Below are 22,226 nucleotides of genomic sequence, written 5' to 3' on the forward strand. Positions count from 1 at the left end.
GCCGGCTGGGTTGGGGAGGTCGTAACGGCGGCCGCTTGTGCCAACGGCGCCTTCGCGGACCGGACGGTGCGGCTGCGGTTAACGCCGGCGCATGGGGTGGCAAGCCATGCGCGTTGAAACCATTCGAGCAGCCGGCGGCCGGCCCGCCCATATCCGTCATGACGACCTGATCTCCGCCAAGGGTGTGTCGGTGGTCATGGCCAAGCAACTGGTTCTGCAGAATATCGATCTTTCGGTGCCGAAGGGGTCGTTTGTCTCGCTTATCGGTCCGTCCGGTTGCGGCAAGAGCACCTTGCTCAAGGTCCTGGCTGGGCTTGTCGATCCGACGAGCGGCAGCGTTTCGATTGCCGGGCTTTCGCCTGTCGAAGCAGCGCGCAAGCGCATGATCGGCCTCGTCTTCCAGGACGCCAATTTGCTTCCCTGGAAGAACGCCGTCGACAACGCATCGATGCTGCTCGGCATCGCCGACAAGTCGCTCTCGCGTGCTAAGTTGCGGGCGCGCGGCCAGGAGATGCTGGAGCTGGTGGGGTTGGGCGACAGCGCCCACAAGCGCCCCCATGAATTGTCCGGCGGCATGCGCCAGCGCGTCGCCATCGCGCGGGCCCTGGCGCTCGATCCGGCGGTGCTGCTGATGGACGAGCCGTTCGGCGCGCTCGACGCCATTACCCGCGATGCCATGGGCCAGTCGCTGCTGGAGATCTGGCAGCGCACCGGCAAGACCATCGTGCTCGTCACCCATTCGATAGATGAGGCCATTCACCTGTCGCGTCATGTCCACGTGCTGGGGATCAAGCCTGGGCGGATCACCGAGAGCCTCGACATTGGTCTGCCCTATCCGCGCGACCTGTCGGTCACCGAGGATCCGGAGTTCGTCAGGCTGGTGGTTCAACTGCGCACCATGCTGCGCGCCAGCCATCAACCGGGAGGTGCGTCGTGAGCGATCAACCCACCACCAATTTCTCCGAGTCGCGGCCCGAATCGCGGCCTGCCTCAAGCTGGGGCGCGGCGACAGGCAGCTGGCTTCCGGCGGTCATTCTTCTGCTGGCGACGATCGTGGTGTGGGAAGCCGTGGTGCGGATTTTCGCCATATCCGCATTCATCATTCCCGCCCCCTCCGAGATCGCGCAATCGCTGGTCGCGCAATGGGGAACGCTGATGCAAGCGACGCTGGTGACGGCGGGCGAGATCCTGTTCGGATTCCTTGTCTCTGTCGCGGTCGGCATTGCCATCGCGCTGGTCATCGTGCGCTTCGACTGGCTGGGGCGAGCGCTCTATCCGCTGGTGGTGCTGTTCCAGAACGTGCCCAAGGTGGCACTGGCGCCGATCTTCATCCTCTGGTTCGGCTATGGGCTCGCGCCCAAGATCGGCCTGATCCTGGTCATTGCCTTCTTCCCGGTGACATTGTCGATGCTGGCGGGCATGCAGTCGGTCGATCGCTCGCTGCTGTCGCTGATGAATTCGGTCGGCGCCAGCCGCACGCAGATCCTGTTCAGGATTCGCGTTCCGCATTCGCTGCCCAACCTGATGGCTGGAACCAAGATCGCCGCGACGCTCAGCGTCATCGGCGCCATCGTGGGCGAATTCGCCGGCGCATCGGACGGGCTCGGCTACGTCATCCAGTTCGCCTCGACCCAGCTTGATACCGCCCTGGTCTTCGCTGCCCTGCTCCTCGTCTCGGTGTTGGGCATCGCCTTCTACTACGCGGCCGAAATTCTCGAACGCATCGTGGTGCCGTGGGCGCCGAAATTCAGCCAGTCCTAGGTCCGCTCTCAACCAACGAAAAAGGGAACAAAAATGCTCAGACGCTCACTCATTAAGGCAGCCGCGCTTGCGGCGTGTGTCGGGACACTCGGTTTCTCGAGCGTCGCCCTGGCGGCCGACAAAGTCAACGTCCAGCTCGACTGGGTGGTGCGCGGCAACCACGCCATGTTCTTCGTCGGCAAGGAGAAAGGCTTCTTCGCCAAGAACGACATCGACGTCGCCGAGATCCGCAAGGGGTCGGGCTCGCCGGACGCCATGCGGCTGGTGGGCAACGAGAACGCTGATTTCGGTTTCGGCGATCTTCCCACGCTCGCCGTCGCGCGGTCGCAGAATGTTCCCGTCGTGGCCTTGGCGGCCGTCAACCAGCACTCGCCGCTGGCGATCATCTCGCTGGCGAAGACGACGAAGCTCACCAAGCCGGCGGATCTCAAGGGTCTCACCATCGGCATTCATCCGGCCGGTTCGACCTACATCTTCTTCAAGGGCTTCCTGGCGGCCAACGGCCTGACCGAGAAGGACATGACGCTGAACAGCGTTTCGCCGCCCTATGAAAGCTATCTGCTTCTGGGCCGGGTCCAGACGGTGGTCGGCTATGTCGATGCCGAGGTTCCCGAACTGGAGGCCAAGGCCGGCGGCCCCGGTTCGCTCAGCATCATGATGGGCTCGGACCATGGCTGGAAGGCCTATGGCTCGGGCCTGTTCACCTCGCAGACAATGATCAAGGGCAAGCCCGAAATCGTCGCCCGCTTCGTCAAGGCGTACAGGGAGGCCTTCGACTATGTCGTGGCGCACCCCGAAGAGGCAGCCGAGATCACCGCCAAGGCCGCACCCGGCTACGCAGACAAGAAGGATGTGCTTCTGGCGCAGATCAACGCCGACATCGCGTCGACCTTCACCAGCCCGGACACCAAGGAACACGGCCTCGGCTGGATGACGAAGACGCAGTGGGAGGAAACGCTGAAGACGCTTACCGATCAGGGCGTGCTCAAGGCGGCCTTGTCGGCGGACGACGTCTTCACCGACAAGTTCCTGGCCAAGGAATAGGCCGCGCCATGTCGCGGGCCAACGGATCGATGAGCACCTATCGGCACGCCAGCGCGTCCTGCTCCACGCCGCAGGACACGGCGCGCGCTCCCTTGGCCGCGTCGGTGCGGTCAAGCGTGATCTGCACCCGGGTGGCGTATGCGCGGCCCGACAGGCCGCACCACAGCCGCTCGACCGGCAGGTTCTCGCGCTTGTCGTTGAGGATCGTGAACGTGCCGGTCTTGGCATCGAACCAGAGCTCGACGCGGGCGCTCTTGCCCGCCTCGACAGTCGCGATCCCTGCCGAATACCAGTGGGCGAAGTCGGCATTGCAGGACAGCCCTTCCTTGCCCGCATTCGAAATCGTCAACGGCACCATGTCGAGCCCGTCGGTGCCCTTGCGGACGATGACATGATGCAACTCGACCGCGTTGGCAAAGGATGTGAACGCCAGCGCCACAGGGAGAATGTAACGGATCTTCACTTTGCCTGAGCTCCATGGGTAAATTTTCTCAGGCAGTCTACCTCGCTTTTGCGCAATAACAACAAGAATATTGATTGGCAAATCAACGGAGAGGGTAACATGTTAAAGATTATAAAAAGCAGTGTAAGTGCGGTTATACTTAGCGGTATCTTGATTGGTGGCGCTCTTGCAGGTGAAATCAAGTCGATCGCCATCCTGACGCCCGAAGAAGGCACCGATTACGGCTGGAACCAGCAAGGCATCGACGCCGCCAAGGCGGCTGGCAAAGCCGCCGGCGTCGATGTGGTCGTGGCCCAGGGCCTCGGCTATGGCGACGTTCGTCCGACCTTGCGCGAACTTGCGTCAGACGGCGCCAGCCTGCTGATCGCCCACGCCAGCGGCTACAACACCTCGGCGCCTGAAATCGCCAAGGAGTTGAAGGTTCCGGTGGCGATCGTCGACACGCCGAACGGCCTGGAGAAGGGCCTCGTTGCCGATTACACGCTGAGCGGCCACCAGGGCGCCTATCTCGCCGGCCGTCTCGCCGCCAAGGTGTCGCGTTCCAAGTCCGTCGGCATCGTCGTCTCGGGCGAACCGCCATCATGGAATTCGCAGTCGGCGGCGTTCGCGCAAGGCGTGAAGGCGGAAAACCCGGACGTCAAGATCACCTATGCGGTGATCGGACCGGCCGCCTACAGCGATGCGGCCGGCGGCAAGCGCGTCACCGAAAGCGTGATCGCCTCGGGCGCCGACATCATCTTCGGCCAGGGCAACGGTTCGAGCTTCGGCATGCTGCAGGCGGTCGAAACGACTAAGGCAGCGGATGGCGGCAAGGTCTATTTCATCGACGTCATCGGTGACAAATCGCCGATCGACAAGGGCTTCCTGCTGTCGTCGGTGGTGTGGAACATCGAGCCGGTCTATGCGGCCATGATCGCCGACATCAAGGCCGACACGTTCGGCACCAAGCACTACACGATCGGTCTCAAGGACGACTCGGTGAAGCTGCTGAAAACCGCTGCCATTGCGGACAATGTCTGGGCCGAAATCCAGACGCTGCGCGAAGACGTCATTTCCGGCAAGATCAAGGTCGATCCGGTCTATGACGCGGCCGCTGTCAGGGCGCTGATGACCAGCGTCGCCCAGTAAGCGATCACGGGTCAGCCGCCGGAGGGGTGATCCGTTCGCCCCTCCGGCCGATTACCATTCTTTGGTGCAGGGCTTTCATGAGCGGTTCTTCTTCATCGTCCGTTGCCGGGCGCGACATCGTCGCGCTTGAAGGCGTGACCAAGCGGTTTCCCGGCATTGTTGCCAATGACAGCGTCGACCTGTCGATCCGTCCCGGCGAGGTGCATGTGCTGCTCGGCGAGAACGGCGCGGGAAAATCCACTTTGATCGGCATGCTGTCGGGCCTGCAGCAGCCGGACGAAGGGCGCATACTGGTCGACGGCAAGCCAACGCCGATCACATCGCCGCGCCATGCGCTGGCGCTGGGCATCGGTACTGTCTTCCAGCACATGATGCTGGTGCCGACGCTGACGGTGGCGGAAAACCTGTTGCTTGGCGGACCCTGGTGGCAACGCCCCAGGACCGAGGAGCTCGAAGCGCGCGTCGCCGAGATCACCCGCAGTCTCGGCATCACGGTGAAGCTGCACGCCAAGGTGTCGGAGCTTTCGCTTGGCGAGCAGCAGCAGGTCGAAATCCTGCGCGCCATGGTGCGCAACAGCCGGCTGCTGATCCTCGACGAGTCCACCTCCATGCTGACGCCGAAAGGCATCGACGAACTTGGCGCGCTGATGCGTCGCCTCGTCGAGCAGGGCCTGGCCATCGTCTTCATCACCCACAAGCTCAAGGAGGCGGCGGCCTTCGGCGACCGCATCTCGGTGCTGAAGCTCGGCCGCAAGGTCGGCGAGATCCCACCCGAGCGGTTTCGCGCGCTGGGTGAACAGGCGATCATCTCGGAGATCGTGGAACTGATGTTCGGCAAGCAGAAGGACGATCCGGAAGCTGTCGAGCGTCCGGTCCGTACAGTGCGGGCCGAAGCGGCGCCGCTGCTTCAGGTCGCGGATCTGGCGGTCGCGCCGACGGGCAATGCGCCGGGCCTATCGTCGATCTCCTTCGACATCCGCCCGGGCGAGATCCTGGGCATCGCCGGCATCGACGGCAACGGACAGAAGGAGCTGGCGGAAGCGCTGGGCCGCCCGCCCCCCGCGACCCGCGGGTGGGGGGGGGGCGCGGGCGGCCGCGCGGGCCGCCCCGCGCGCGGCGACCGGCGGTTCGGTGCGGCTGGAGGGCGTCGCCATCGAGGCGCTGAGCGTCGGCGAACGCCGTCGGCGCGGTCTGCGTTACCTGACCGACGACCGGCTCGGCGAAGGCACTGTCGGCACCTTCCCGGTTTCGATCAACTTCTTCCTCAAGCAGGTCGGCGCTGCGCCGTTCTGGCGCCACGGCGTCGAGCAGCGTGGCGAAATCGACGAGCGCGCCGCCCAGCTCGTGCGCGAATACGACGTGCGCACGCCAAGCCTGAAGACGCCGGTCGCCCGGCTGTCCGGCGGCAACATCCAGAAGGTGCTTCTGGCACGCGAACTGGCCGAAGGCGCCAAGGTGGTGATCTTCAACAAGCCGACCTATGGGCTCGATCTCGCCAACACATTGGCGTCGCGCCAACGCATCCGCGATACGGCGGCCCGCGGCCTTGCCGTGCTGCTCATCTCCACCGACCTCGAGGAGTTGCTCAGCATGTGCGACCGCGTCGCCGTCATCGCCAACGGAGCGATCGTCGGCACGGTCGAGAACACGGACGATGCCCGCACCAGGATCGGCCGCCTGATGATCGGACTTGCCGCATGAGCATCGACACCGCCCCCACCACCAGTGCCGCCGCGCTCGATGCCACGAGCGCGGCGGCGACGCGTCGCGACATCCTGCATCGGCTGCTGATGACGCTCGGCCCGATCCTCATCGCTCTCGTCATAGCCGGCTGCATCCTGCTTGCCGTCGGCGTCGACCCGCTCGCCTATTACGGCTTCGTGCTGGAGAAAGGACTGTTCTCCCCGCTCGGCATCCAGCAAACGCTGACCCGGATGGCGCCGTTGCTGTTTCTTGCCGCCGGCCTGATCGTCGCCTTTCGCGCGGGCATGTGGAATCTCGGCGGCGACGGCCAGTTTCTGCTTGGCGCGGTGACGGCGGCGGCCAGCGCGCCCGTACTCGTTCAGATCATGCCGTCCTGGCTGGCGCTGACCTTTTCTTTCCTCATCGCCATGGCGGTGGCGATGATCTGGTCGCTGGTGCCGGCTCTGCTGCGTGCCTATCAGGGCGTCAACGAGATCATCACCACGCTGATGATGACGTTCCTGGGCACCTCGCTCGCCAATGTTCTGGTCAAACTGGTGTTTCACGATCCCAGCACGACCGTGCCGCAGACGCGTACGCTGCCGGTGGAACACCGGCTGCCGCGCCTGTTCGAAACGACCATCACAAGCGGTCTGCTGCTCGGCCTGGCGGCGATCATCATCGTGCATCTGGTGATGACGCGCACGGCGTTCGGGCTGAAGCTCCGGATCGTCGGCGCCAATCCGCGCGCCGCGGTCCATGCGGGGCTCGGCGTGTCTGGCCTGACCGTCACTGTTTTCGCCATTTCGGCCGGGCTGGCCGGCCTTGCCGGCGCCGTCGACATCATCGGCGTCCAGGGCAATGTCCGCGCCGACTGGAATCCCGCCTACGGGCTGGCGGTCATTCCGGCCGTGTTCCTCGCCCGCATGAACGGCTTTGCCGCGATCGGTTTCGTGTTCCTGCTCTCGGTGCTGTCGATCGGCGGCGAGAGTGCGGCCCGGCGGCTCGGTGTGCCCAATCATTTCACGCTGGTGCTGGTCTCCATCGTGCTGATCGTGCTGGCGCTCGCCGAATATGTCGACCATCGCTACAACCAGTCGAGAAAGGCTTAGGGCATGACCGGGCTCTTCAGCGAAGTCTTTCTCAGTGCGCTGCTGTTCGGCGCCGTCACCGCGGCGATCCCGCTGCTGCTGGCCGGCCTCGGCGAGCAGATGTCGGAAAAAGCCGGCGTGCTCAACATCGGTATCGAAGGCATGATGCTGGCCGGCGCCTATCTCGGCTTCGTCGGCGCCTTCTATTCCGGGTCGTTGTGGCTGGGCTTCCTTACAGGTGCCGCCGGCGGCGTCGCGGTGGCGCTGATCATGGCGCTGCTGTGCGTGCGCATCGGGCTGAACCAGATCGTCATCGGCATCGCGCTGACGCTCGGGCTCGAAGGCCTGACGGCACTGCTTCATCATTTCCAATTCTCGCGCAGCTATCCCCGCCTGCCGGCGGCGGACGCTACCGTCATTCCGCTGTTGTCGGATATTCCTGTCGTCGGGCCGGCCTTCTTCAAACACCATCTGATCGTCTATCTGGCGGTCGCGCTGGTGTTCGGCATGGGCTATCTCTATCGGCGCACGCAGCTCGGCCTCAATCTGCAGGCGGCCGGCGACAAGCCGGCAGCACTCGATGTCGCCGGTATCGACGTCATCAGGACCCGGACGATCGCGGTGCTGACGACCGGCGCGCTGGCCGGGCTCGGCGGCGCCTATCTCGCCAATGTCGGGGCCGGCCTGTTCATTCCGTTCATCACCAATGGCGCCGGCTTTCTCGGCATCGTGCTGGCCATGCTGGCGCGCGGCCGCCCGGTCTGGGTGCTGTTCGGCGCCCTGCTGTTCGGCGTCTGCCTGTCGCTGACGACGGCCATGCAGGTGGCCGGCATCAACATACCGACCGACGTCATCCAGATGCTGCCGTTCCTGGCGGTGATGACCATGCTGGTGCTGTTCGGCCGGCGTGCCAGCCTGCCGGCGGCACTAGGCATTCCATACGAGCGCGGCGCGCGCTGACCACAATCAGATGCGCGGAAGGGACCCGCGCCAAACAGGAGGCAAGAATGTCGGATACCAAGGTCTACCTGCTCGACGGCGGCTCGCTCGTTCTCGACGGCTATCACGTGTTCTGGAATCGCGGCCCGGGCGGCGAAGTGCGCTTCCCCGTCTATTCGATCCTGATTGAGCATGCCGAGGGCCGGTTCCTCATCGACACCGGCTACGACTACGATCACGTCATGAAGGTGCTGCCCTTCGAGAAGCCGATCCAGGAAAAGCACCAGACCATTCCTGGCGCGCTTGCGCTGCTCGGGCTCGAACCCAAGGACATCGACGTCGTCGTCAACTCGCATTTCCATTTCGACCATTGCGGCGGCAACAAGTATTTTCCGCATGCCAAGAAGATCTGCCATCGCTCGGAAGTGCCGCAGGCGTGCAATCCGCAGCCTTTCGAACATCTTGGCTATTCCGACCTGAGCTTCTCGGCGGAGGCCGCCGAAGCGCGTGGCGCGACCGTGCAACTGCTGGAAGGCACGACGCGCGCCAACTCGACCTTCGAGGGCATCGACGGCGACGTCGATCTCGCCAAGGGCGTCAAGCTGATCTCGACACCAGGCCATTCGATCGGCCACTACAGTCTGCTGGTCGAGTTCCCCAAGCGCAAGCCGATCCTATTCACCATCGACGCCGCCTACACCCAGAAGAGCCTGGAGACGTTGTGCCAGGCGGCCTTCCACATCGACCCGGTGGCGGGAGTCAATTCGATGCGCAAGGTGAAGAAGCTCGCCGAGGACCATGGCGCCGAGCTGATGTACTCGCACGACATGGACAACTTCAAGACCTACAGGACCGGCACGCAATTCTACGGCTGACCGCCGCCAATCCGGAGACAAGATGATGCGCTATCCCGAACACGCCGATCCGGTCATCACCCTGACCGCGGGGCCGGTGAACGCCTATCCAGAAGTGCTGCGCGGCCTCGGCCGCACGGTGCTTTATGATTACGATCCTGCGTTCCAGCTCTTCTACGAGCGTGTGGTCGACAAGGCGCAGAAGGCGATGCGGCTGTCGAACAAGCCGGTCATCCTGCATGGCGAACCGGTGCTCGGCCTCGAGGCGGCGGCGGCGTCACTGATCGCGCCTGATGACGTCGTGCTCAACCTTGCCTCGGGCGTCTACGGCAAGGGCTTCGGCTTTTGGGCGAAACGGTACTCGCCGCATCTGCTCGAGATCGAGGTGCCCTACAATGAGGCGATCGACCCGCAGGCGGTCGCCGGCATGCTCAAGGCGCATCCGGAAATCACCATCGTCTCGGTCTGTCATCACGACACCCCGTCCGGCACCATCAATCCGATCGACGCCATCGGTGAGCTGGTTTCGGCGCATGGCGGTTATCTCATCGTCGACGCGGTCTCGTCCTTTGGCGGCATGAAGACGCATCCAGAAGACTGCAAGGCCGATATCTATGTCACCGGCCCCAACAAATGCCTGGGCGCTCCTCCCGGCCTCACCATGATGGGCGTCAGCGAGCGGGCCTGGGCCAAGATGAAGGCCAATCCCCTGGCGCCGCGCGCATCGATGCTCAGCATCGTCGATTGGGAAAACGCCTGGTCGAGGGACAAGCCGTTTCCGTTCACGCCGTCGGTCTCGGAGATCAACGGGCTCGATGTCGCGCTCGATCTCTACCTCAATGAGGGACCGGAGGCGGTGTGGGCGCGCCACGCGCTCACCGCCAGGGCCATGCGCGCGGGCGTCACCGCGATGGGCCTGGCGATCTGGGCCGCCAGCGACAGCGTCGCGTCGCCAACGACTACCGCCGTTCGCACCCCCGACGGTGTCGACGAGAAGGCGCTTCGCCAGGCCGCGCGCGCCCGCTACGGCGTGGTGTTTTCGTCGGGCCGCGGCGAGACATTGGGGAAGCTGACGCGCATCGGCCATATGGGGCCGACCGCCCAGCCGATCTATGCCATCGCGGCGCTGACGGCACTTGGCGGCGCCATGAATGCCGCCGGCCAGAAACTCGCAATCGGAAAAGGCATCGAAGCGGCGCTGGCCGTTGTCGACGCCAACGGCTGAACAGACATCACCAGATCACGGATTGAGGGAGCATTTTCATGACTGAACGGCTTGCGGGAAAGACGGCCCTGGTTACCGGCGCCGCACAGGGTATCGGCAAGGCGATCGCCGCTCGGCTTGCCGCCGACGGGGCAACCGTCATCCTCAGCGACATCAACGCCGAAGGCGCCAAGGCTGCCGCCGCGTCGATCGGCGGGAAGGCGAGGGCGATCGCCTCCGACATTTCCGATCCGGCCTCGGTCAAGGCACTCTTCGCCGAAATCCAGGCTCTGACCGGAGGGATCGATATCCTGGTCAACAATGCCAGTATCGTGCCGTTCGTCGCCTGGGACGACGTCGATCTCGACCATTGGCGCAAGATCATCGACGTCAATCTCACGGGGACCTTCATCGTCACCCGCGCCGGCACGGACCAGATGCGCGCGGCAGGCAAGGCCGGGCGGGTGATCAGCATCGCTTCCAACACCTTCTTTGCCGGCACACCGAACATGGCGGCCTATGTCGCGGCCAAGGGCGGCGTGATCGGTTTCACCCGGGCGCTGGCCACCGAACTCGGCAAATACAACATCACCGCGAATGCGGTGACGCCCGGCCTGATCGAGAGCGATGGCGTCAAGGCGAGCCCGCACAACGAGGCGTTCGGCTTTGTCGAAATGCTGCAGGCGATGAAGGGCAAGGGGCAGCCGGAACATATCGCCGATGTGGTTTCGTTCCTGGCCTCCGACGATGCGCGCTGGATCACCGGCCAGACGCTGAATGTCGACGCCGGGATGGTCAGGCACTAAGTCAGACAGCGGCTGCTCAGCCCCGCGATGCAACCGGCGGCCGTACCGTGGCCGCCCGTCGCATCTGCCAGGCTAGGCTGCGGACCTTGCAATCACACCGGGTTGCCTCGACCATTGGGCATACCAGCTGTCGAACAGTTTGAGCTGCGCTTCGGCATAGCCGCGCTGGCTGTCGGTCAGGGCATCCGTGTCGTTGAAGTGCAGCAGGTACTCGGGATTACCCTTCAGCACCATCATGTGCTTGAAATAGAGCACCAGGTCTGGGCCTTCGTCGAAGGAGGACAGCACGGCGAGCGCGGCGTCCAGTTCCAGCGCGCGCTGGCGGGCCTCGGCGTCGCCCTTGGCTGCCGCCTGGCTCAAGCCCACAAGGTGCAGCACTTCCTTTGGCAGGACGTTGCCGATGCCGGTGATGGCGCCGGACGCGCCGCAATTGACGAAACCGTGGAAGACCGCTGTGTCGACGCCGATCATCAGCGTGACCTCATCGTCGCGGCTGGTGATGTTTTCCGCCGCGTAGCGCAGATCCGACGGGCCGCCGAACTCCTTGAAGCCGACCAGGTTCGGATGTTCGGCGCGCAGGGCGAAGAACAGGTCCGCACGTGTGGCAAAGCCGTAATAGGGGCTGTTGTAGATGACCGCCGGCAGGTCGGGCGCGGCGGCAAGAATTGCCTTGAAGTGATGGCGCTGCGCCGTCACCGAGGGCCCGCGCGACAAGACACGCGGGATCACCATCAGGCCCCGGGCGCCGACCCTCTGGGCGTGCGCCGCATGCGCGACGGCCTTGGCGGTGTTGACCGCGCCGGTGCCGACGATCACCGGCACGCCGGCCTTCGCCAGGCGCTCGACGCCTTCCATGCGCTGCTCGTCGGTCAGGAGCGGCCAGTCGCCCATCGAGCCGCAATAGACCACAGCCGACATGCCGGCCGCGATCAGCTCTCGTCCCTTGCGCACCAGCGCGTCGAAGTCGGGCTGGCGGTCCTGCGTGCATGGGGTCATCAACGCCGGCATGCAGCCGGAAAAAACATTAGAGGTCATTTCGGATTCTCCTTGAGGCTTGCACGCGGATTGATCAGTTTGTCCCGAAGCGGCACGGCTTGCCAAGCAAAATAGTCGTGGCCGCCAGGGACCAACGCAGGAACAGCAATGCGCAGCAAAACCAGCATTCGTGTCGTCGGCTGTCATGCCGAAGGTGAAGTCGGCGACGTCATCATCGGCGGTGTCCTGCCGCCGGCTGGCCGCACGATGATGGACAAGATGATCACGATGGAGCGCGATCATGACCATATCAGGCGCATGCTGATCTGCGAGCCGCGCGGCAGCGTCGCGCGCCACGTCAACCTGCTCGTTCCGTCGACGCGCGAGGATTGCGCCGCCGGCGCCATCATCATGGAGCCGACAGAATATCCGCCCATGTCCGGATCCAACACGATCTGCGTCGCCACGGTGCTGCTCGAGACCGGCATGGTGCCGATGCAGGAGCCCGAGACGCGCTTCAAGCTCGACATGCCGGGTGGCGTCATCGAGGTGCGCGCGCAATGCCGCGACGGCAAATGCGTCTCGATCACGTTGCGCAACGCACCCGCCTTTGCCGAACGTCTCGACGCTGCCATCGAGGTCGAGGGGCTGGGCACGCTCATCGTCGACATCGCCTATGGCGGCATGTTCTACGCCATCGTCGATGCCAAGGCGCTCGGCTTCTCGGTCGCCCCCGACGAGGCGCGCGAACTGGCGGTGGCCGGCGAGAAGATCAGGCGGGCCGCGCGCGGGCAGCTCGATGTCGTGCATCCGCAATTCGACCATGTGCGCGGTGTGTCGATCGTCCAGTTCGCCATGCCGTTCCAGGGGCCGGGCAATGTCACGCGCAACACCTGCATTGTCTCGCCGGGCCGCTCCGACCGCAGCCCGACCGGAACGGGTACGTCGGCCCGCATGGCCGTGCTGCAGGCGCGCGGCATGATGGGCGTTGGCGACGTGTTGATCCACGAATCGATCATCGGCTCGCGCTTCACCGGCAGGATCGTGGAGCTGACGGAAATTGCTGGGCGCAAGGCCATCGTTCCGGAGATCACCGGCCGGGCCTGGATTACAGGCGAGCACAGCTACTATCTCGATCCGACCGATCCCTATCCCCAAGGCTACGTGCTGTCGGATACCTGGGGCACCTCCACCTCGGTGAAGCAGTAGGCCGAAGCCGGCAATTCACTGGACTGGCGGGTTCTCGCCAAGCCAGAATGGCCTCAACGGCGGCATGCCCGTCATATCAGTACCTGGTGAGAATTCACGCATGAACATGGATGGTATCTGCGATCCGCGCTTTGGTGCCGTGCGCGCGGCGTTTGCCGAGTGTTTCGTCGAGGGGCTGGAACATGGCGGTGGCGTATCCGTCGTCGTCCACGGCAAGACTGTCGTTGACCTGTGGGGCGGTCATGCCGATGCCGCGCGAACCCGCCCGTGGCGGCAGGATACGCTGATCAATGTCTGGTCCTGCACCAAGGGCGTCGTGGCGCTGGCGATTGCAATGTTGGTGGAGCGCGGCAGGCTGGACTATGCCGCACCCATTGCCCGTTACTGGTCGGAATTCGCGGCCGGCGGCAAGGGGCGCATCACGCTCGACCAGGTGATGTCGCACCAGGCGGGGTTGAATGGTCTTGCCGTGCCGATGGACGAGGCGGGTATGTTCGCCTGGACGCCCTTTGTCGACGCGCTTGCGGCCATGCCGCCGCTCTGGGAGCCCGGCAGCCGCTGCATCTATCACGCGCTTACCTACGGTCATCTTGCTGGCGAAGTGCTGCGACGAGTCGACGGACGAAGCATCGGCCGCTTCATCGGCGAAGAGATCGCGGGCCCGCTCGGAGCCGATTTTCATGTCGGTCTGCCGGACGGTGAGGATTCCAGGGTCGCCGAGATGATCGAAGGCCCCGGTGCCTCGGACTGGGTCGACTTTGTCCGCGCCTCGCCCTTTCCCCACGCAGCCGACAATCCGGCGCCCCGTGCATTGGCCCCCAACGACCGCGTCTGGCGCGCCGCCGAGGTGCCGGGCGGCAATGGCCAGTCGACGGCGCACGCACTGGCGCGTATTTACGGCATGATGGCAGCCGGTGGCGTCTGGGAGGGCCATCCACTGATCGGCCGCGCGGCAATCGAAGCGGCGGCGCGTCAGCGTGTTCGCGGCACGGACGAAAGCTTCGCCGCACCCACCGCCTTCGCCGCCGGCTATCAGATGGAAGATCCGGTCTATGGCGGCCGTGCGTCGCCGCAAACGTTCGGCCACACCGGCTGGGGCGGCGCCATCGGCTTTGCCGATCCCGGTGCCGGCGTCGGTTTCGGCTACGTCACCAACCGCATGCTGGGTTTTGACGACATGGACCCGCGCCGCAAGATGTTGATCGAAGCCATATACGACTCGCTCTGACTGAATGGCTGAGAGCCAGCCGAGTGGCCCGGCAGGCCGGAAGCGGTGCGCGCTCGGCGGGGCGAAAAGTGACCCTGGTTCACGCCGGCGGCTTGCCGGCTTCGGGTCGTTCGGGATTGTAGGCCCATCCTTCCGATGGAAGACACATAGCTCCCTCGCTATCCCCCGGCGTTCCAACAAAAGCTGTGGCTAATCCCTCTCCTGCGCCTTCGCAAATATCCGCATCACGCCACCATCTGTAGTAGTCTCGGCCTGAAACCCCCGGCTGAGAATCAGCCGGGGCGGCGGGTGGTTGATTGTGGCGACATTCAACGCGCAATTTCTGGACTTTTTCGACTGGTGGCTCGATGAGCTGCGAGGGGTCTGGACGCGGGTTGTTCCCAGGAAAGAGCAAGTGTCCGCCGCCGACTGGATCGTCAGCCTGGCGGATGACGGCATTCGTGTGCGCGAGGCCAAGGCGCCGGAGTTCCAGTCGATCCCGCTGACGCTGACGGCTTCCTCCGACGAGATACTGGCACTGCTCCAAGGCGGGTCTCGGCGCAGGCGGCCGAGCTTCGATATCAGCATCCAGCCAGGCCTGTTCCTGCCCCGCCATCTCGCGGTGCGGCGGTTGCCTGTTCGGCAGGCACGCGACATGGCCGAACTCGACCTTATGGCTTCGACGCCGATCGACCCGGCGCAGGTGCATGTCGTCTTCGCCACGACGGCGGCGCAGGACAGCGTCTACCACGTCGTCAAGGCCAAGACGCTTGCCGCCGTGCTGGACGCGGTCCGCCGCGCCGGCGGGTGCGTTCGCTGCCTGTCGCTGTCGCACCCGGCCGGCACGCTGCGCGCCGATCCGCTGAGCCTCGCCGCCATCTGGCCGCCGACGGCGCGTGACCGGCGTGCCAGGACCGCCTGGATTGCGGCCCTTTCGGTGCTGGCCGGGGCCGTGCTGGTGACCTTCGCGCATGCGCATTGGCGCGCCTGGCAGGCCGAGGCTGAACTGGATACGCAGATCGCCGATGCGCAGGTGCTGGCCAAGGCGGCGCGCACCTCGCTGCAGAAGCGCCAGGCCGGCATTGAGCGGATCGAAAAGATCCGCCTGGAAAAGAAGACGACGGCATCGCTGGTGCGGGTATGGGCCGAGCTGACGCATCTGCTGCCCGACACGGCCTGGCTGACCGATCTCTCGGCCAAGGGCGACGACCTGACCATATCAGGTTTTTCCACCTCGGCCGCCGAGCTGATCCAGCCGATCGACGCCTCGCCACTGTTTTCGGCGCCCGAATTCGCCTCGCCGGTGGTGAAGGTTCCCGGTCAGGACGGCGAGCACTTCACCATTTCGGCCAAGATCGGGGCGCTCTGACGATGCTCTCCGCCATCCTCAACACGAGGCCGACGATCCGCCGCCTGATTGCGCTGGCGATCGCCGCGGTCACGGCCTCTGCGCTTGCCTGGCTGGTGTTCGCTGCGTTCGACAGCGTCGCCTCCGCACAGGCTGGGATCGAGGAAAAGCGCGAGCTTCTCGGCCAGCTGCAGAGCGTGGCCGCGCTGGCAAAGCGCCTCGATGGCGCCGCCAGTCCGGAAGCCGCGGCCAATCCCGAATTTCTCACCGGCGGCAGCGAGGCCATCATCCGCGGCGGGCTGCAGACCCGGCTGAACGCGATTGCCGCCGCCAATGGGGTCAGCGTGCTGTCTGCCGGCAATGCACCGGTGCTCAGCGAAGCCGGCGTCGATTTCATCGGGCTGCGGGCCAACCTTTCGGGGCCTCTGGAAGGCATCCACAACGCCATTCTCGCCATCGAGACCTCGCTGCCGGTGCTGTTCATCCGCGAAGCCACCTTGCGCACCACCGATGTCAGGCCGGCGGCGGGACGGACCGGCGACCCCGAGCTTTTCGCCGAGATCCTGTTTTACGGGCCTTTGCAAACGCAGATGGCACCCGCCGGGGTCAAGCCATGACCGGGAAATTCACCGGCCTGGCGATTGCGGCGGTGATCGCGGCCCTCGCTTTGGTCAATGTCGCGCTCTACGATACGCCTGTCGACATCACACCCGTGGCCTCCGGCAAGGGGCACGATGGCGGCCCAACCTCGGTGGCGGGATCGCTGCAATTTCCCGAAGCCGGCGATTTCAGCGAGACGTTCCAGCGCCCGCTGTTCACGCCGACACGCCGGAAATTCGTGCCCCCGCCGGTCGCGCCGCCTCCGGTGGAGGTTGCCGTTGCGCCGGTCGAGCCGGCGCCGGCGCCACCACCACCCGAAGCCCCGCCGGCCGTCGCCCCATCGCTGCTGGGCATCAGCATTCACGGCGGCGCCGCGAAGGCGCTGCTGCGCGTCGCCGGCAGCGAAGCCGCGGTCTGGTATGGCAGTGGCGACACTGTTGACGGCTGGAGGGTGTCGGCGATCGACAAGGATCAGGCCGTGCTGGAGCGGGATGGCAAGCTGGCGCGCATCCCGCTTTATCCGCCATGGAAGAATGCGCCGCCGTCACTCCCGAGCGAACCGCAACTATGAGCGACCGCGCTCCCCATGACAGGGCGGGCACCAGCTCGCGGGATGAAAGCGCCCGCAGCGGCTTCTCGCTGGTTGCCGTGCTGGTGTTCATGCTGATCGTCTCGGCGATCGTCGTCCCCTTTGCCGTGACGGCCAAAACACGGTTGATGATCGCCAACAGCGAGGTCGAACAGGAGCGCCTGTCGCTGCTGGCCGAAGGCCTCGGCAATGTGGTCGCGAGCATGTTGACCGGCACCTCCGGCCGGCAACAGTTTCCGCTGGATTCCACGCCGGCATCATGCCGGTCGGCAGGGTTCAGTTTCGCCGTGCGCGTCCAGGATCATGGCGGGCTGATCGATCTCAATGCCGCGGATGACCGCCTGCTCGAGCTCGGCTTCTCTGCGCTCGGCTTCGAGCAGCGGGCGTCGACCGAACTGGCCAAGGCCGCGCTCCGGTTTCGCGACAACGCCAAGCTGTTCGCCGACTTGCCGCGGTCGAGAAGCGCCGTCGGGCCGCCCGAGGACAAGCAGGCGCCGTTCGAATCCGTATCCGAACTGCAGGAGTTTTCAGCACTGTCGTCGATACCCCTGCGGACCTTGAATGGCGTTTTCACGGTCAACTCGAAGCGTGGCACGATCAGCGCCGACCGCGCGCCAAACCGTCTGCGCGCCGCCCTTGCCGGTGGCTCCAGTGCTTCGGTCGTTCAGGCGGTGGCCGATGCGTCAGCCTATACGGTCGAAGTGGTGGTGAGGCGGGACGGTTCCGGCATCGCGGGCGAGGCCGGGTTCATCATCGAAAAATCTCCGACTGGCGCGGCATTCTCGCGCGTCTCCCGGAGCCCGGCCGCCGAAGCCGGCGCATTGCCGCCGGTCGCCGGCACCGTCGGCTGCGAGGTGCTTTTCGGCACTGAGGCGGCGCAGATCCTGCGGGGGTGGAGCTCATGAACGCTGCCGTCCAGACGAAGGGGATCGAGGCGTTTCTCGCCTTTCTCGAGGGCGAGAAAGTGCTGACCGCGCATGCCGCCCAACGCGCCTTGGGGGCATCGCGAACTTCGGGACATCCGTTCGATACGGTGATGACGGAACTTGGGCTGATCGGCGAGCAGGAGCTTGCCAGCAGCCTCAGCCGCTACCTCGACGCACCGATGCCGGTCGAGATCCCCGAACAGGTCAGCCCCGAAATGCTGGCAAGCGTGCCGCTGGCCTATCTCAGGGAAAACGCCATCCTGCCGCTGCAGATGGACGCCGAACGGCTTGTCGTCGCCGTGGCGGATCCTTTCTCCTCGGCCACCATCGATGCATTGGCCTTCCACTATGAGCGGACCCTGGCGCTGCGCATCTTGCCAAGGCGCCTGATCGCCGAATGCATCGACCGCATCGAGCAATCAGCGCTGGCTGCCGTTTCGAATGGCGGCAGCAACGGTGAAATCCTGGATTTCGGCCCTGACGACCTCGAGCGCTTGAAGGATTTTGCCCGTGAGGCGCCGATCGTGCGCTTCGTCGCCGAGACCATCCACAAGGCGGTCGATGCGAGAGCCACCGACATCCACATCGAGCCGCTCGAGGACCATGTCCGCATCCGCTTCAGGCATGACGGCATGCTGTCCACCGTCGACACCGCGTCGATCGCGATGCTGTCCGGTATCTCCACCCGCATCAAGATCCTGTCGCGGCTCAACATCGCCGAACGGCGCCTGCCGCAGGACGGGCGCATGCGTATTGCCGTGCGCGGCCGCGACGTCGACCTGCGCGTCTCGGTCATTCCGTCCATTCACGGCGAGGCCATCGTACTGCGCATTCTCGATCGCGCCGGCGTCGAGCTGAAGCTGGAGAAGCTTGGCTTCGACGGTGCCGCGCAGGCCAAGATCCGCAACATGTCGCAAGCGGCCAATGGCATCGTGCTGATCACCGGGCCGACCGGCAGCGGCAAGACGACGACGCTCTATTCGATCCTGGCCGAGCGTTCGCGGCCGGACGTCAAGATTTTCACCGTTGAGGATCCGGTCGAGTACCGCATGGCCGGCATCACCCAGTTGCAGGTCAATCCCGCGATCGACCTCGACTTCGCCGCTGCCTTGCGCTCGATCCTGCGCCAGGATCCCGACATCATCCTGCTCGGAGAGATTCGTGATCGCGAGACGGCGCAGGTCGCGGTCCAGGCGGCCTTGACCGGCCATCTCGTGTTCTCGACACTGCACACCAACAGTGCCGCAGGCGCGCTGACGCGGCTGCGCGACATGGGCATCGACGGCTATCTGCTCGGCGCGACGATCCGCGGCGTCATCGCGCAGCGGCTGTTGCGCCGTATCTGCCCGACCTGCCGGGGCGCGGAGCAGACCGGTCCGGCCTGCCGCACCTGCAACGGCTCCGGCTACAGCGGCCGTACGGTGACCTATGAAATGCTGCAGGTGTCGCCGCGCATCGCCGAGCTTATCGATCAGGGCGCCGGCGAAATGGAGATCGGCCGCATTGCCGCCGAGGACGACCTCGTGCCGTTGTCGGTCCACGCAACCGCGCTTGCCCGATCGCAGGTCACCACCATGGACGAGGTCCGCCGTGTCATCGATCTCGCGGGAGGTGACTGATGCCGGCCTTCGCCTATCGCGCCTATCTGGCCGACGGCTCGATGGAGGCCGGCGTTCTCGATGCGTTGACCAAACAGGACGCCGCCCGCAAATTGGCGCAGCAGGGCCGCCGCTCCTATCATCTTGCGCCCGTGAACGGCGAAAGGCCGCGGCTTCGCCTGCCGGGGCGCGGCGCGCTGACGCTGACCCGCAGGGTCGACCTCAGCCGACTGTTTTCCGAGCTTGCGGTGTTGCTGAACGCCGGCTTCACGGTCGACCGCGCCCTGGGCGCGGTCATTTCCGGCGAAGCCAACCGGCAGCGGCGCCAGCAACTGCAATCGGTGCTCGACCTGACGACCGGCGGCCGGCCGATCGCCGAAGCCTTTGCCGCTCTGCCGGGCATCACCCCGGACGTTGCCGCCTTGCTTGCCAGCGGCGAGCGCAGCGGCAAGATGGCCTTTATCTGCCAGCGGCTGGCGGACACGTTCGAGGCGACGGCCAAGCGCCGCGCCGCGATCATCGAGGCGCTCGCCTATCCGGCCTTCCTGCTCCTGGTCATGAGCGGCGCGCTGGTCATTCTGGCAACGGTCCTGGTGCCGGCGCTGGAGCCGATCTTCGAGGGCTCATCGGCCCCCAAGCCGTTCACCATGACCATGCTTTCCGCCTTCGGCACGGTGTTCCGCGACTACCCCTTCATTTTCCCGCTGGCTGCGATGCTTGGCCTGCTTTGTTATCTCCTGCTGTCCCGTTCCGCCGGCGCCAGAAGACAGCTTTCGCGCTGGCTGTTGAAGATCCCGCTGATCGGCGCGCTGGTCAGGGACGCCGTGATCGCGCGCTATCTCGAAACGCTTGCGCTGCTGCTCGGCAATGGCGTGGCGATGACCGAGGCGCTTGGCCTTGCCGCCAATGTTTCCAGGCAGAGTTCGCTGGCGGCAAGCTTTGCATCGATCGAAGACAATGTCGCCAATGGCGCCCGCCTGCACGGCGCGATCGTCAAGGCAGGGATTTTCGACCATGCGACAATGTCGCTGGTCTCCCTTGGCGAAGAGGCCAATGCGCTTCCCGTGGTGCTGGATCGCGCCGCCAGGATGCTTCAGCTGACGCTGACGCGGCGGATCGACACCGTGCTGAAGCTGTTGACGCCGGCGCTGACGATTTCGCTCGGTTTTCTCGTCGGCAGCCTGGTCATTTCGGTGATGACGACGATCCTCAGCATCAACGATCTGGCGCTGAAATGACCGCGGCTTCCGGAGCCAACACACCGGCGGACGCAACGGCGGGGTTCACGCTGGTCGAGATGCTGGTGGTGCTGGCCATCATGGCGCTTGTCGCGGCCATCGCCGCACCGGGGCTGGTCAGCCACTATCGCACCAAGAGCCTGGAGACGGTGGCCGGCGAGATCACCATGCGGCTGCGCCTGTCGCGCACATCGGCCATCGCCACCGCCCGGCCGAAGCAGGTCCTTGTCGATCTGGGTAGCCGTTTCATCCGTTTCGGCGAACGAGACAGCCTGGCCTTGCCGGACGATGTCAAAATGACCGTCATCACCGGCCGGGAGACTGTCGTCGCCGACCGGCAGACGGTGCTGACCTTCCTTCCCGACGGCCGCGCTTCCGGCATGGACATCACGCTGCAGCAAAAAGGCCGGACCGCGCGCATCGGGGTCAACTGGCTGACAGGGCTTCCGACATGGCGAACCCTGCCATGACCGGGCCATTGCCCCAATCCTCGTCCGAAGATGGATTCTCGATCCTGGAGATGATCGTCGCCATGACGATCCTGGCGCTCGTGCTGGGCATCGCCAGCCAGTCGATCGTGCTGTCCAGCCGCAGCATTGCCGCGGCCAAGCGCCAGGTCGAGGCGGCCAGAACGGTTCGCATGATGCTGGCCGACTACGAGGCCCGGGCACAAACCGCGGCGCAACCCGGCTGGACCCTGAAGACCCGCACGATAGACGTCGCGAAAGCGAAGGTGACCGCTGTTCTCATCGAGAAGCCGGGCGGCGCGTTTCCAAGCGGGTCGTTTCTGACCTTTGTGCCGGCGCAAGGCCCGGCCGCGCCATGAGTTGGCCGCTCTCCCGCACTCGGACGAAGGCCCGCGCCGTTCGCCGTCATCTTGCGCGTGCTTCTTCATTGGGCGTCGATGCGCATCCGCAACCCTCTGCACCGGTGGCGGGTTTTGCGCTAATCGATGTGTTGGTGGGGTTGGCGCTGATCGGCGTCATCACATCGCTGATGGTGGTCTTTCTCGGCCAGGCCCGAACGATGATGCGCATCGAAAAGGCAACCGAGTTCCAGATGGAGGCCGATGCCGCATCGCGGTTCCTCGAAACGGCGATCAGCCATGCCGAGCCTTTGCCCCTGTCGAAATCGTCGCCGGACCAGGTGCTCTATCTCGGCGGCGATGCTGCCCGGATCGAGTTCAATGCCGTTCAGGCGATCGGTTTCAAATCCTCCGCATTGCGCGAGATTACCGTGTCGCTTGGCGACGGAGGCCAGACGGGACCCGCCCTGGCCATCGTCCAGAAAACGCGGCGCGGCGGCAAACCCGGCGCAGCGGTGCCCGGCGAACCGGTGCGGCTGATCGGCGGCGTGAGTGCCATGAAATTCGAATATCTCGACAACGCGCTGGCGCCGCCATCATGGCTGCCGGGCTGGAATGCGCCGCGGCGACTGCCCGCCGCCGTGCGCTTCACCCTTTCGGTGGTACGCGATGGCGCGGCCTATTCATCGCGAGGGTTTACCCGCCTCGATCTGGCCGGCCCCCCTCGCACGAATTGAGCGCGCTCTCACCGGCCGCCC

General features: G+C 65.2%; 22 protein-coding genes and 1 pseudogene. 21 read left to right on the forward strand and 2 right to left on the reverse strand.

Annotation, left to right across the window (positions count from 1 at the left end):
- Window positions 1-106 precede the first annotated feature (106 nt).
- Genes FJV83_RS00770 through FJV83_RS00780 form a run of 3 tightly spaced genes read left to right on the forward strand, consistent with a single transcriptional unit; the run spans window position 107 to window position 2,805 of the window.
- Complete coding sequence (locus FJV83_RS00770; RefSeq protein WP_095771403.1) at window positions 107-937, forward strand: ABC transporter ATP-binding protein; 831 nt, start codon at window positions 107-109, stop codon at window positions 935-937.
- Window positions 934-1,761 (forward strand): ABC transporter permease, encoded by an 828-nt coding sequence (locus FJV83_RS00775; protein WP_095771402.1) that lies wholly within the window; start codon window positions 934-936, stop codon window positions 1,759-1,761. The genes FJV83_RS00770 and FJV83_RS00775 overlap by 4 nt, the downstream gene beginning before the upstream one ends.
- Window positions 1,762-1,794: 33 nt before the next feature.
- The gene (locus FJV83_RS00780) at window positions 1,795-2,805 is read left to right on the forward strand and encodes an ABC transporter substrate-binding protein (protein ID WP_142887168.1); all 1,011 of its coding nucleotides are present in this window, start codon (window positions 1,795-1,797) and stop codon (window positions 2,803-2,805) included.
- Window positions 2,806-2,842: 37 nt separating this feature from the next.
- Here FJV83_RS00780 and FJV83_RS00785 read toward each other — a convergent pair whose 3' ends face one another.
- Entirely contained in the window at window positions 2,843-3,268 is a 426-nt protein-coding gene (locus FJV83_RS00785) for a hypothetical protein (protein ID WP_142887167.1), read from the reverse strand.
- Between the two features lie 99 nt (window positions 3,269-3,367).
- Between FJV83_RS00785 and FJV83_RS00790 the strand changes: the two genes are divergently transcribed.
- From FJV83_RS00790 to FJV83_RS00820, 7 genes and pseudogenes are all read left to right on the forward strand, one after another.
- Complete coding sequence (locus tag FJV83_RS00790) at window positions 3,368-4,396, forward strand: BMP family protein (RefSeq protein WP_142887166.1); 1,029 nt, start codon at window positions 3,368-3,370, stop codon at window positions 4,394-4,396.
- Between the two features lie 77 nt (window positions 4,397-4,473).
- Window positions 4,474-6,097, forward strand: a pseudogene (locus FJV83_RS37680) (ABC transporter ATP-binding protein).
- Window positions 6,094-7,191, forward strand: coding sequence for an ABC transporter permease (locus FJV83_RS00800; RefSeq protein WP_142887450.1), 1,098 nt, complete (start codon window positions 6,094-6,096; stop codon window positions 7,189-7,191). Before FJV83_RS37680 ends, FJV83_RS00800 begins: the two are co-directional and overlap by 4 nt.
- Before the next feature lie 3 nt (window positions 7,192-7,194).
- Window positions 7,195-8,130 (forward strand): ABC transporter permease, encoded by a 936-nt coding sequence (locus tag FJV83_RS00805; RefSeq protein ID WP_142886896.1) that lies wholly within the window; start codon window positions 7,195-7,197, stop codon window positions 8,128-8,130.
- 47 nt (window positions 8,131-8,177) lie between these two features.
- Window positions 8,178-8,984: a 4-pyridoxolactonase gene (locus FJV83_RS00810; protein ID WP_142886895.1), complete on the forward strand. Its 807-nt coding sequence runs from the start codon at window positions 8,178-8,180 to the stop codon at window positions 8,982-8,984.
- A gap of 25 nt (window positions 8,985-9,009) precedes the next feature.
- Entirely contained in the window at window positions 9,010-10,188 is a 1,179-nt protein-coding gene (locus FJV83_RS00815; RefSeq protein ID WP_142886904.1) for an alanine--glyoxylate aminotransferase family protein, read from the forward strand.
- Window positions 10,189-10,226: 38 nt separating this feature from the next.
- The gene (locus FJV83_RS00820; protein WP_095771394.1) at window positions 10,227-10,973 is read left to right on the forward strand and encodes an SDR family NAD(P)-dependent oxidoreductase; all 747 of its coding nucleotides are present in this window, start codon (window positions 10,227-10,229) and stop codon (window positions 10,971-10,973) included.
- Window positions 10,974-11,045: 72 nt separating this feature from the next.
- Here FJV83_RS00820 and FJV83_RS00825 read toward each other — a convergent pair whose 3' ends face one another.
- Window positions 11,046-12,008, reverse strand: coding sequence for a dihydrodipicolinate synthase family protein (locus FJV83_RS00825; RefSeq protein ID WP_095790571.1), 963 nt, complete (start codon window positions 12,006-12,008; stop codon window positions 11,046-11,048).
- A gap of 108 nt (window positions 12,009-12,116) precedes the next feature.
- Here FJV83_RS00825 and FJV83_RS00830 point away from each other — a divergent pair, with 108 nt between their 5' ends.
- The 11 genes from FJV83_RS00830 to FJV83_RS00880 all read left to right on the forward strand — a co-directional run bounded on the left by FJV83_RS00830 (window position 12,117) and on the right by FJV83_RS00880 (window position 22,205).
- Window positions 12,117-13,157, forward strand: a complete 1,041-nt coding sequence (locus tag FJV83_RS00830; RefSeq protein WP_095771392.1) for a proline racemase family protein — start codon at window positions 12,117-12,119, stop codon at window positions 13,155-13,157.
- A gap of 100 nt (window positions 13,158-13,257) precedes the next feature.
- Window positions 13,258-14,385 carry a serine hydrolase domain-containing protein gene (locus tag FJV83_RS00835; protein ID WP_142886894.1) on the forward strand — a complete coding sequence of 376 codons (1,128 nt, stop codon included), beginning with the start codon at window positions 13,258-13,260 and terminating at the stop codon, window positions 14,383-14,385.
- A 394-nt stretch (window positions 14,386-14,779) separates the two neighbouring features.
- A complete protein-coding gene (locus FJV83_RS00840; RefSeq protein ID WP_246691766.1) occupies window positions 14,780-15,733 on the forward strand; it encodes a PilN domain-containing protein in 954 nt (317 codons plus the stop codon).
- A 2-nt stretch (window positions 15,734-15,735) separates the two neighbouring features.
- Window positions 15,736-16,329 carry a type II secretion system protein GspM gene (gene gspM / locus FJV83_RS00845; RefSeq protein ID WP_142886892.1) on the forward strand — a complete coding sequence of 198 codons (594 nt, stop codon included), beginning with the start codon at window positions 15,736-15,738 and terminating at the stop codon, window positions 16,327-16,329.
- Window positions 16,326-16,883, forward strand: coding sequence for a hypothetical protein (locus tag FJV83_RS00850; protein WP_142886891.1), 558 nt, complete (start codon window positions 16,326-16,328; stop codon window positions 16,881-16,883). The genes gspM and FJV83_RS00850 overlap by 4 nt, the downstream gene beginning before the upstream one ends.
- On the forward strand, window positions 16,880-17,806 hold the full coding sequence (locus FJV83_RS00855; RefSeq protein ID WP_142886890.1) for a general secretion pathway protein GspK: 927 nt from the start codon (window positions 16,880-16,882) through the stop codon (window positions 17,804-17,806). The genes FJV83_RS00850 and FJV83_RS00855 overlap by 4 nt, the downstream gene beginning before the upstream one ends.
- Window positions 17,803-19,446, forward strand: a complete 1,644-nt coding sequence (locus FJV83_RS00860; RefSeq protein WP_142878272.1) for a GspE/PulE family protein — start codon at window positions 17,803-17,805, stop codon at window positions 19,444-19,446. The genes FJV83_RS00855 and FJV83_RS00860 overlap by 4 nt, the downstream gene beginning before the upstream one ends.
- Window positions 19,446-20,663 carry a type II secretion system F family protein gene (locus tag FJV83_RS00865; protein ID WP_142886889.1) on the forward strand — a complete coding sequence of 406 codons (1,218 nt, stop codon included), beginning with the start codon at window positions 19,446-19,448 and terminating at the stop codon, window positions 20,661-20,663. Before FJV83_RS00860 ends, FJV83_RS00865 begins: the two co-directional genes overlap by 1 nt.
- Window positions 20,660-21,133 (forward strand): GspH/FimT family pseudopilin, encoded by a 474-nt coding sequence (locus FJV83_RS00870; protein WP_142886888.1) that lies wholly within the window; start codon window positions 20,660-20,662, stop codon window positions 21,131-21,133. The genes FJV83_RS00865 and FJV83_RS00870 overlap by 4 nt, the downstream gene beginning before the upstream one ends.
- The gene (locus FJV83_RS00875; protein ID WP_142878497.1) at window positions 21,130-21,489 is read left to right on the forward strand and encodes a type II secretion system protein; all 360 of its coding nucleotides are present in this window, start codon (window positions 21,130-21,132) and stop codon (window positions 21,487-21,489) included. Before FJV83_RS00870 ends, FJV83_RS00875 begins: the two co-directional genes overlap by 4 nt.
- Before the next feature lie 134 nt (window positions 21,490-21,623).
- Window positions 21,624-22,205 (forward strand): general secretion pathway protein GspJ, encoded by a 582-nt coding sequence (locus FJV83_RS00880; RefSeq protein WP_246691767.1) that lies wholly within the window; start codon window positions 21,624-21,626, stop codon window positions 22,203-22,205.
- Window positions 22,206-22,226: the final 21 nt, after the last annotated feature.

The sequence above is a fragment of the Mesorhizobium sp. WSM4307 genome (assembly GCF_007003945.1).
GTDB lineage: Bacteria > Pseudomonadota > Alphaproteobacteria > Rhizobiales > Rhizobiaceae > Mesorhizobium.

Coding starts and splice junctions, on each gene's coding strand:
- FJV83_RS00770 (WP_095771403.1), top strand. CDS start 107: ATGCGCGTTGAAACCATTCGAGCAGCCGGCGGCCGGCCCGCCCATATC.
- FJV83_RS00780 (WP_142887168.1), top strand. CDS start 1,795: ATGCTCAGACGCTCACTCATTAAGGCAGCCGCGCTTGCGGCGTGTGTC.
- FJV83_RS00790 (WP_142887166.1), top strand. CDS start 3,368: ATGTTAAAGATTATAAAAAGCAGTGTAAGTGCGGTTATACTTAGCGGT.
- FJV83_RS00800 (WP_142887450.1), top strand. CDS start 6,094: ATGAGCATCGACACCGCCCCCACCACCAGTGCCGCCGCGCTCGATGCC.
- FJV83_RS00805 (WP_142886896.1), top strand. CDS start 7,195: ATGACCGGGCTCTTCAGCGAAGTCTTTCTCAGTGCGCTGCTGTTCGGC.
- FJV83_RS00810 (WP_142886895.1), top strand. CDS start 8,178: ATGTCGGATACCAAGGTCTACCTGCTCGACGGCGGCTCGCTCGTTCTC.
- FJV83_RS00815 (WP_142886904.1), top strand. CDS start 9,010: ATGCGCTATCCCGAACACGCCGATCCGGTCATCACCCTGACCGCGGGG.
- FJV83_RS00820 (WP_095771394.1), top strand. CDS start 10,227: ATGACTGAACGGCTTGCGGGAAAGACGGCCCTGGTTACCGGCGCCGCA.
- FJV83_RS00825 (WP_095790571.1), bottom strand. CDS start 12,008: ATGACCTCTAATGTTTTTTCCGGCTGCATGCCGGCGTTGATGACCCCA.
- FJV83_RS00830 (WP_095771392.1), top strand. CDS start 12,117: ATGCGCAGCAAAACCAGCATTCGTGTCGTCGGCTGTCATGCCGAAGGT.
- FJV83_RS00835 (WP_142886894.1), top strand. CDS start 13,258: ATGAACATGGATGGTATCTGCGATCCGCGCTTTGGTGCCGTGCGCGCG.
- gspM (WP_142886892.1), top strand. CDS start 15,736: ATGCTCTCCGCCATCCTCAACACGAGGCCGACGATCCGCCGCCTGATT.
- FJV83_RS00850 (WP_142886891.1), top strand. CDS start 16,326: ATGACCGGGAAATTCACCGGCCTGGCGATTGCGGCGGTGATCGCGGCC.
- FJV83_RS00855 (WP_142886890.1), top strand. CDS start 16,880: ATGAGCGACCGCGCTCCCCATGACAGGGCGGGCACCAGCTCGCGGGAT.
- FJV83_RS00860 (WP_142878272.1), top strand. CDS start 17,803: ATGAACGCTGCCGTCCAGACGAAGGGGATCGAGGCGTTTCTCGCCTTT.
- FJV83_RS00865 (WP_142886889.1), top strand. CDS start 19,446: ATGCCGGCCTTCGCCTATCGCGCCTATCTGGCCGACGGCTCGATGGAG.
- FJV83_RS00870 (WP_142886888.1), top strand. CDS start 20,660: ATGACCGCGGCTTCCGGAGCCAACACACCGGCGGACGCAACGGCGGGG.
- FJV83_RS00875 (WP_142878497.1), top strand. CDS start 21,130: ATGACCGGGCCATTGCCCCAATCCTCGTCCGAAGATGGATTCTCGATC.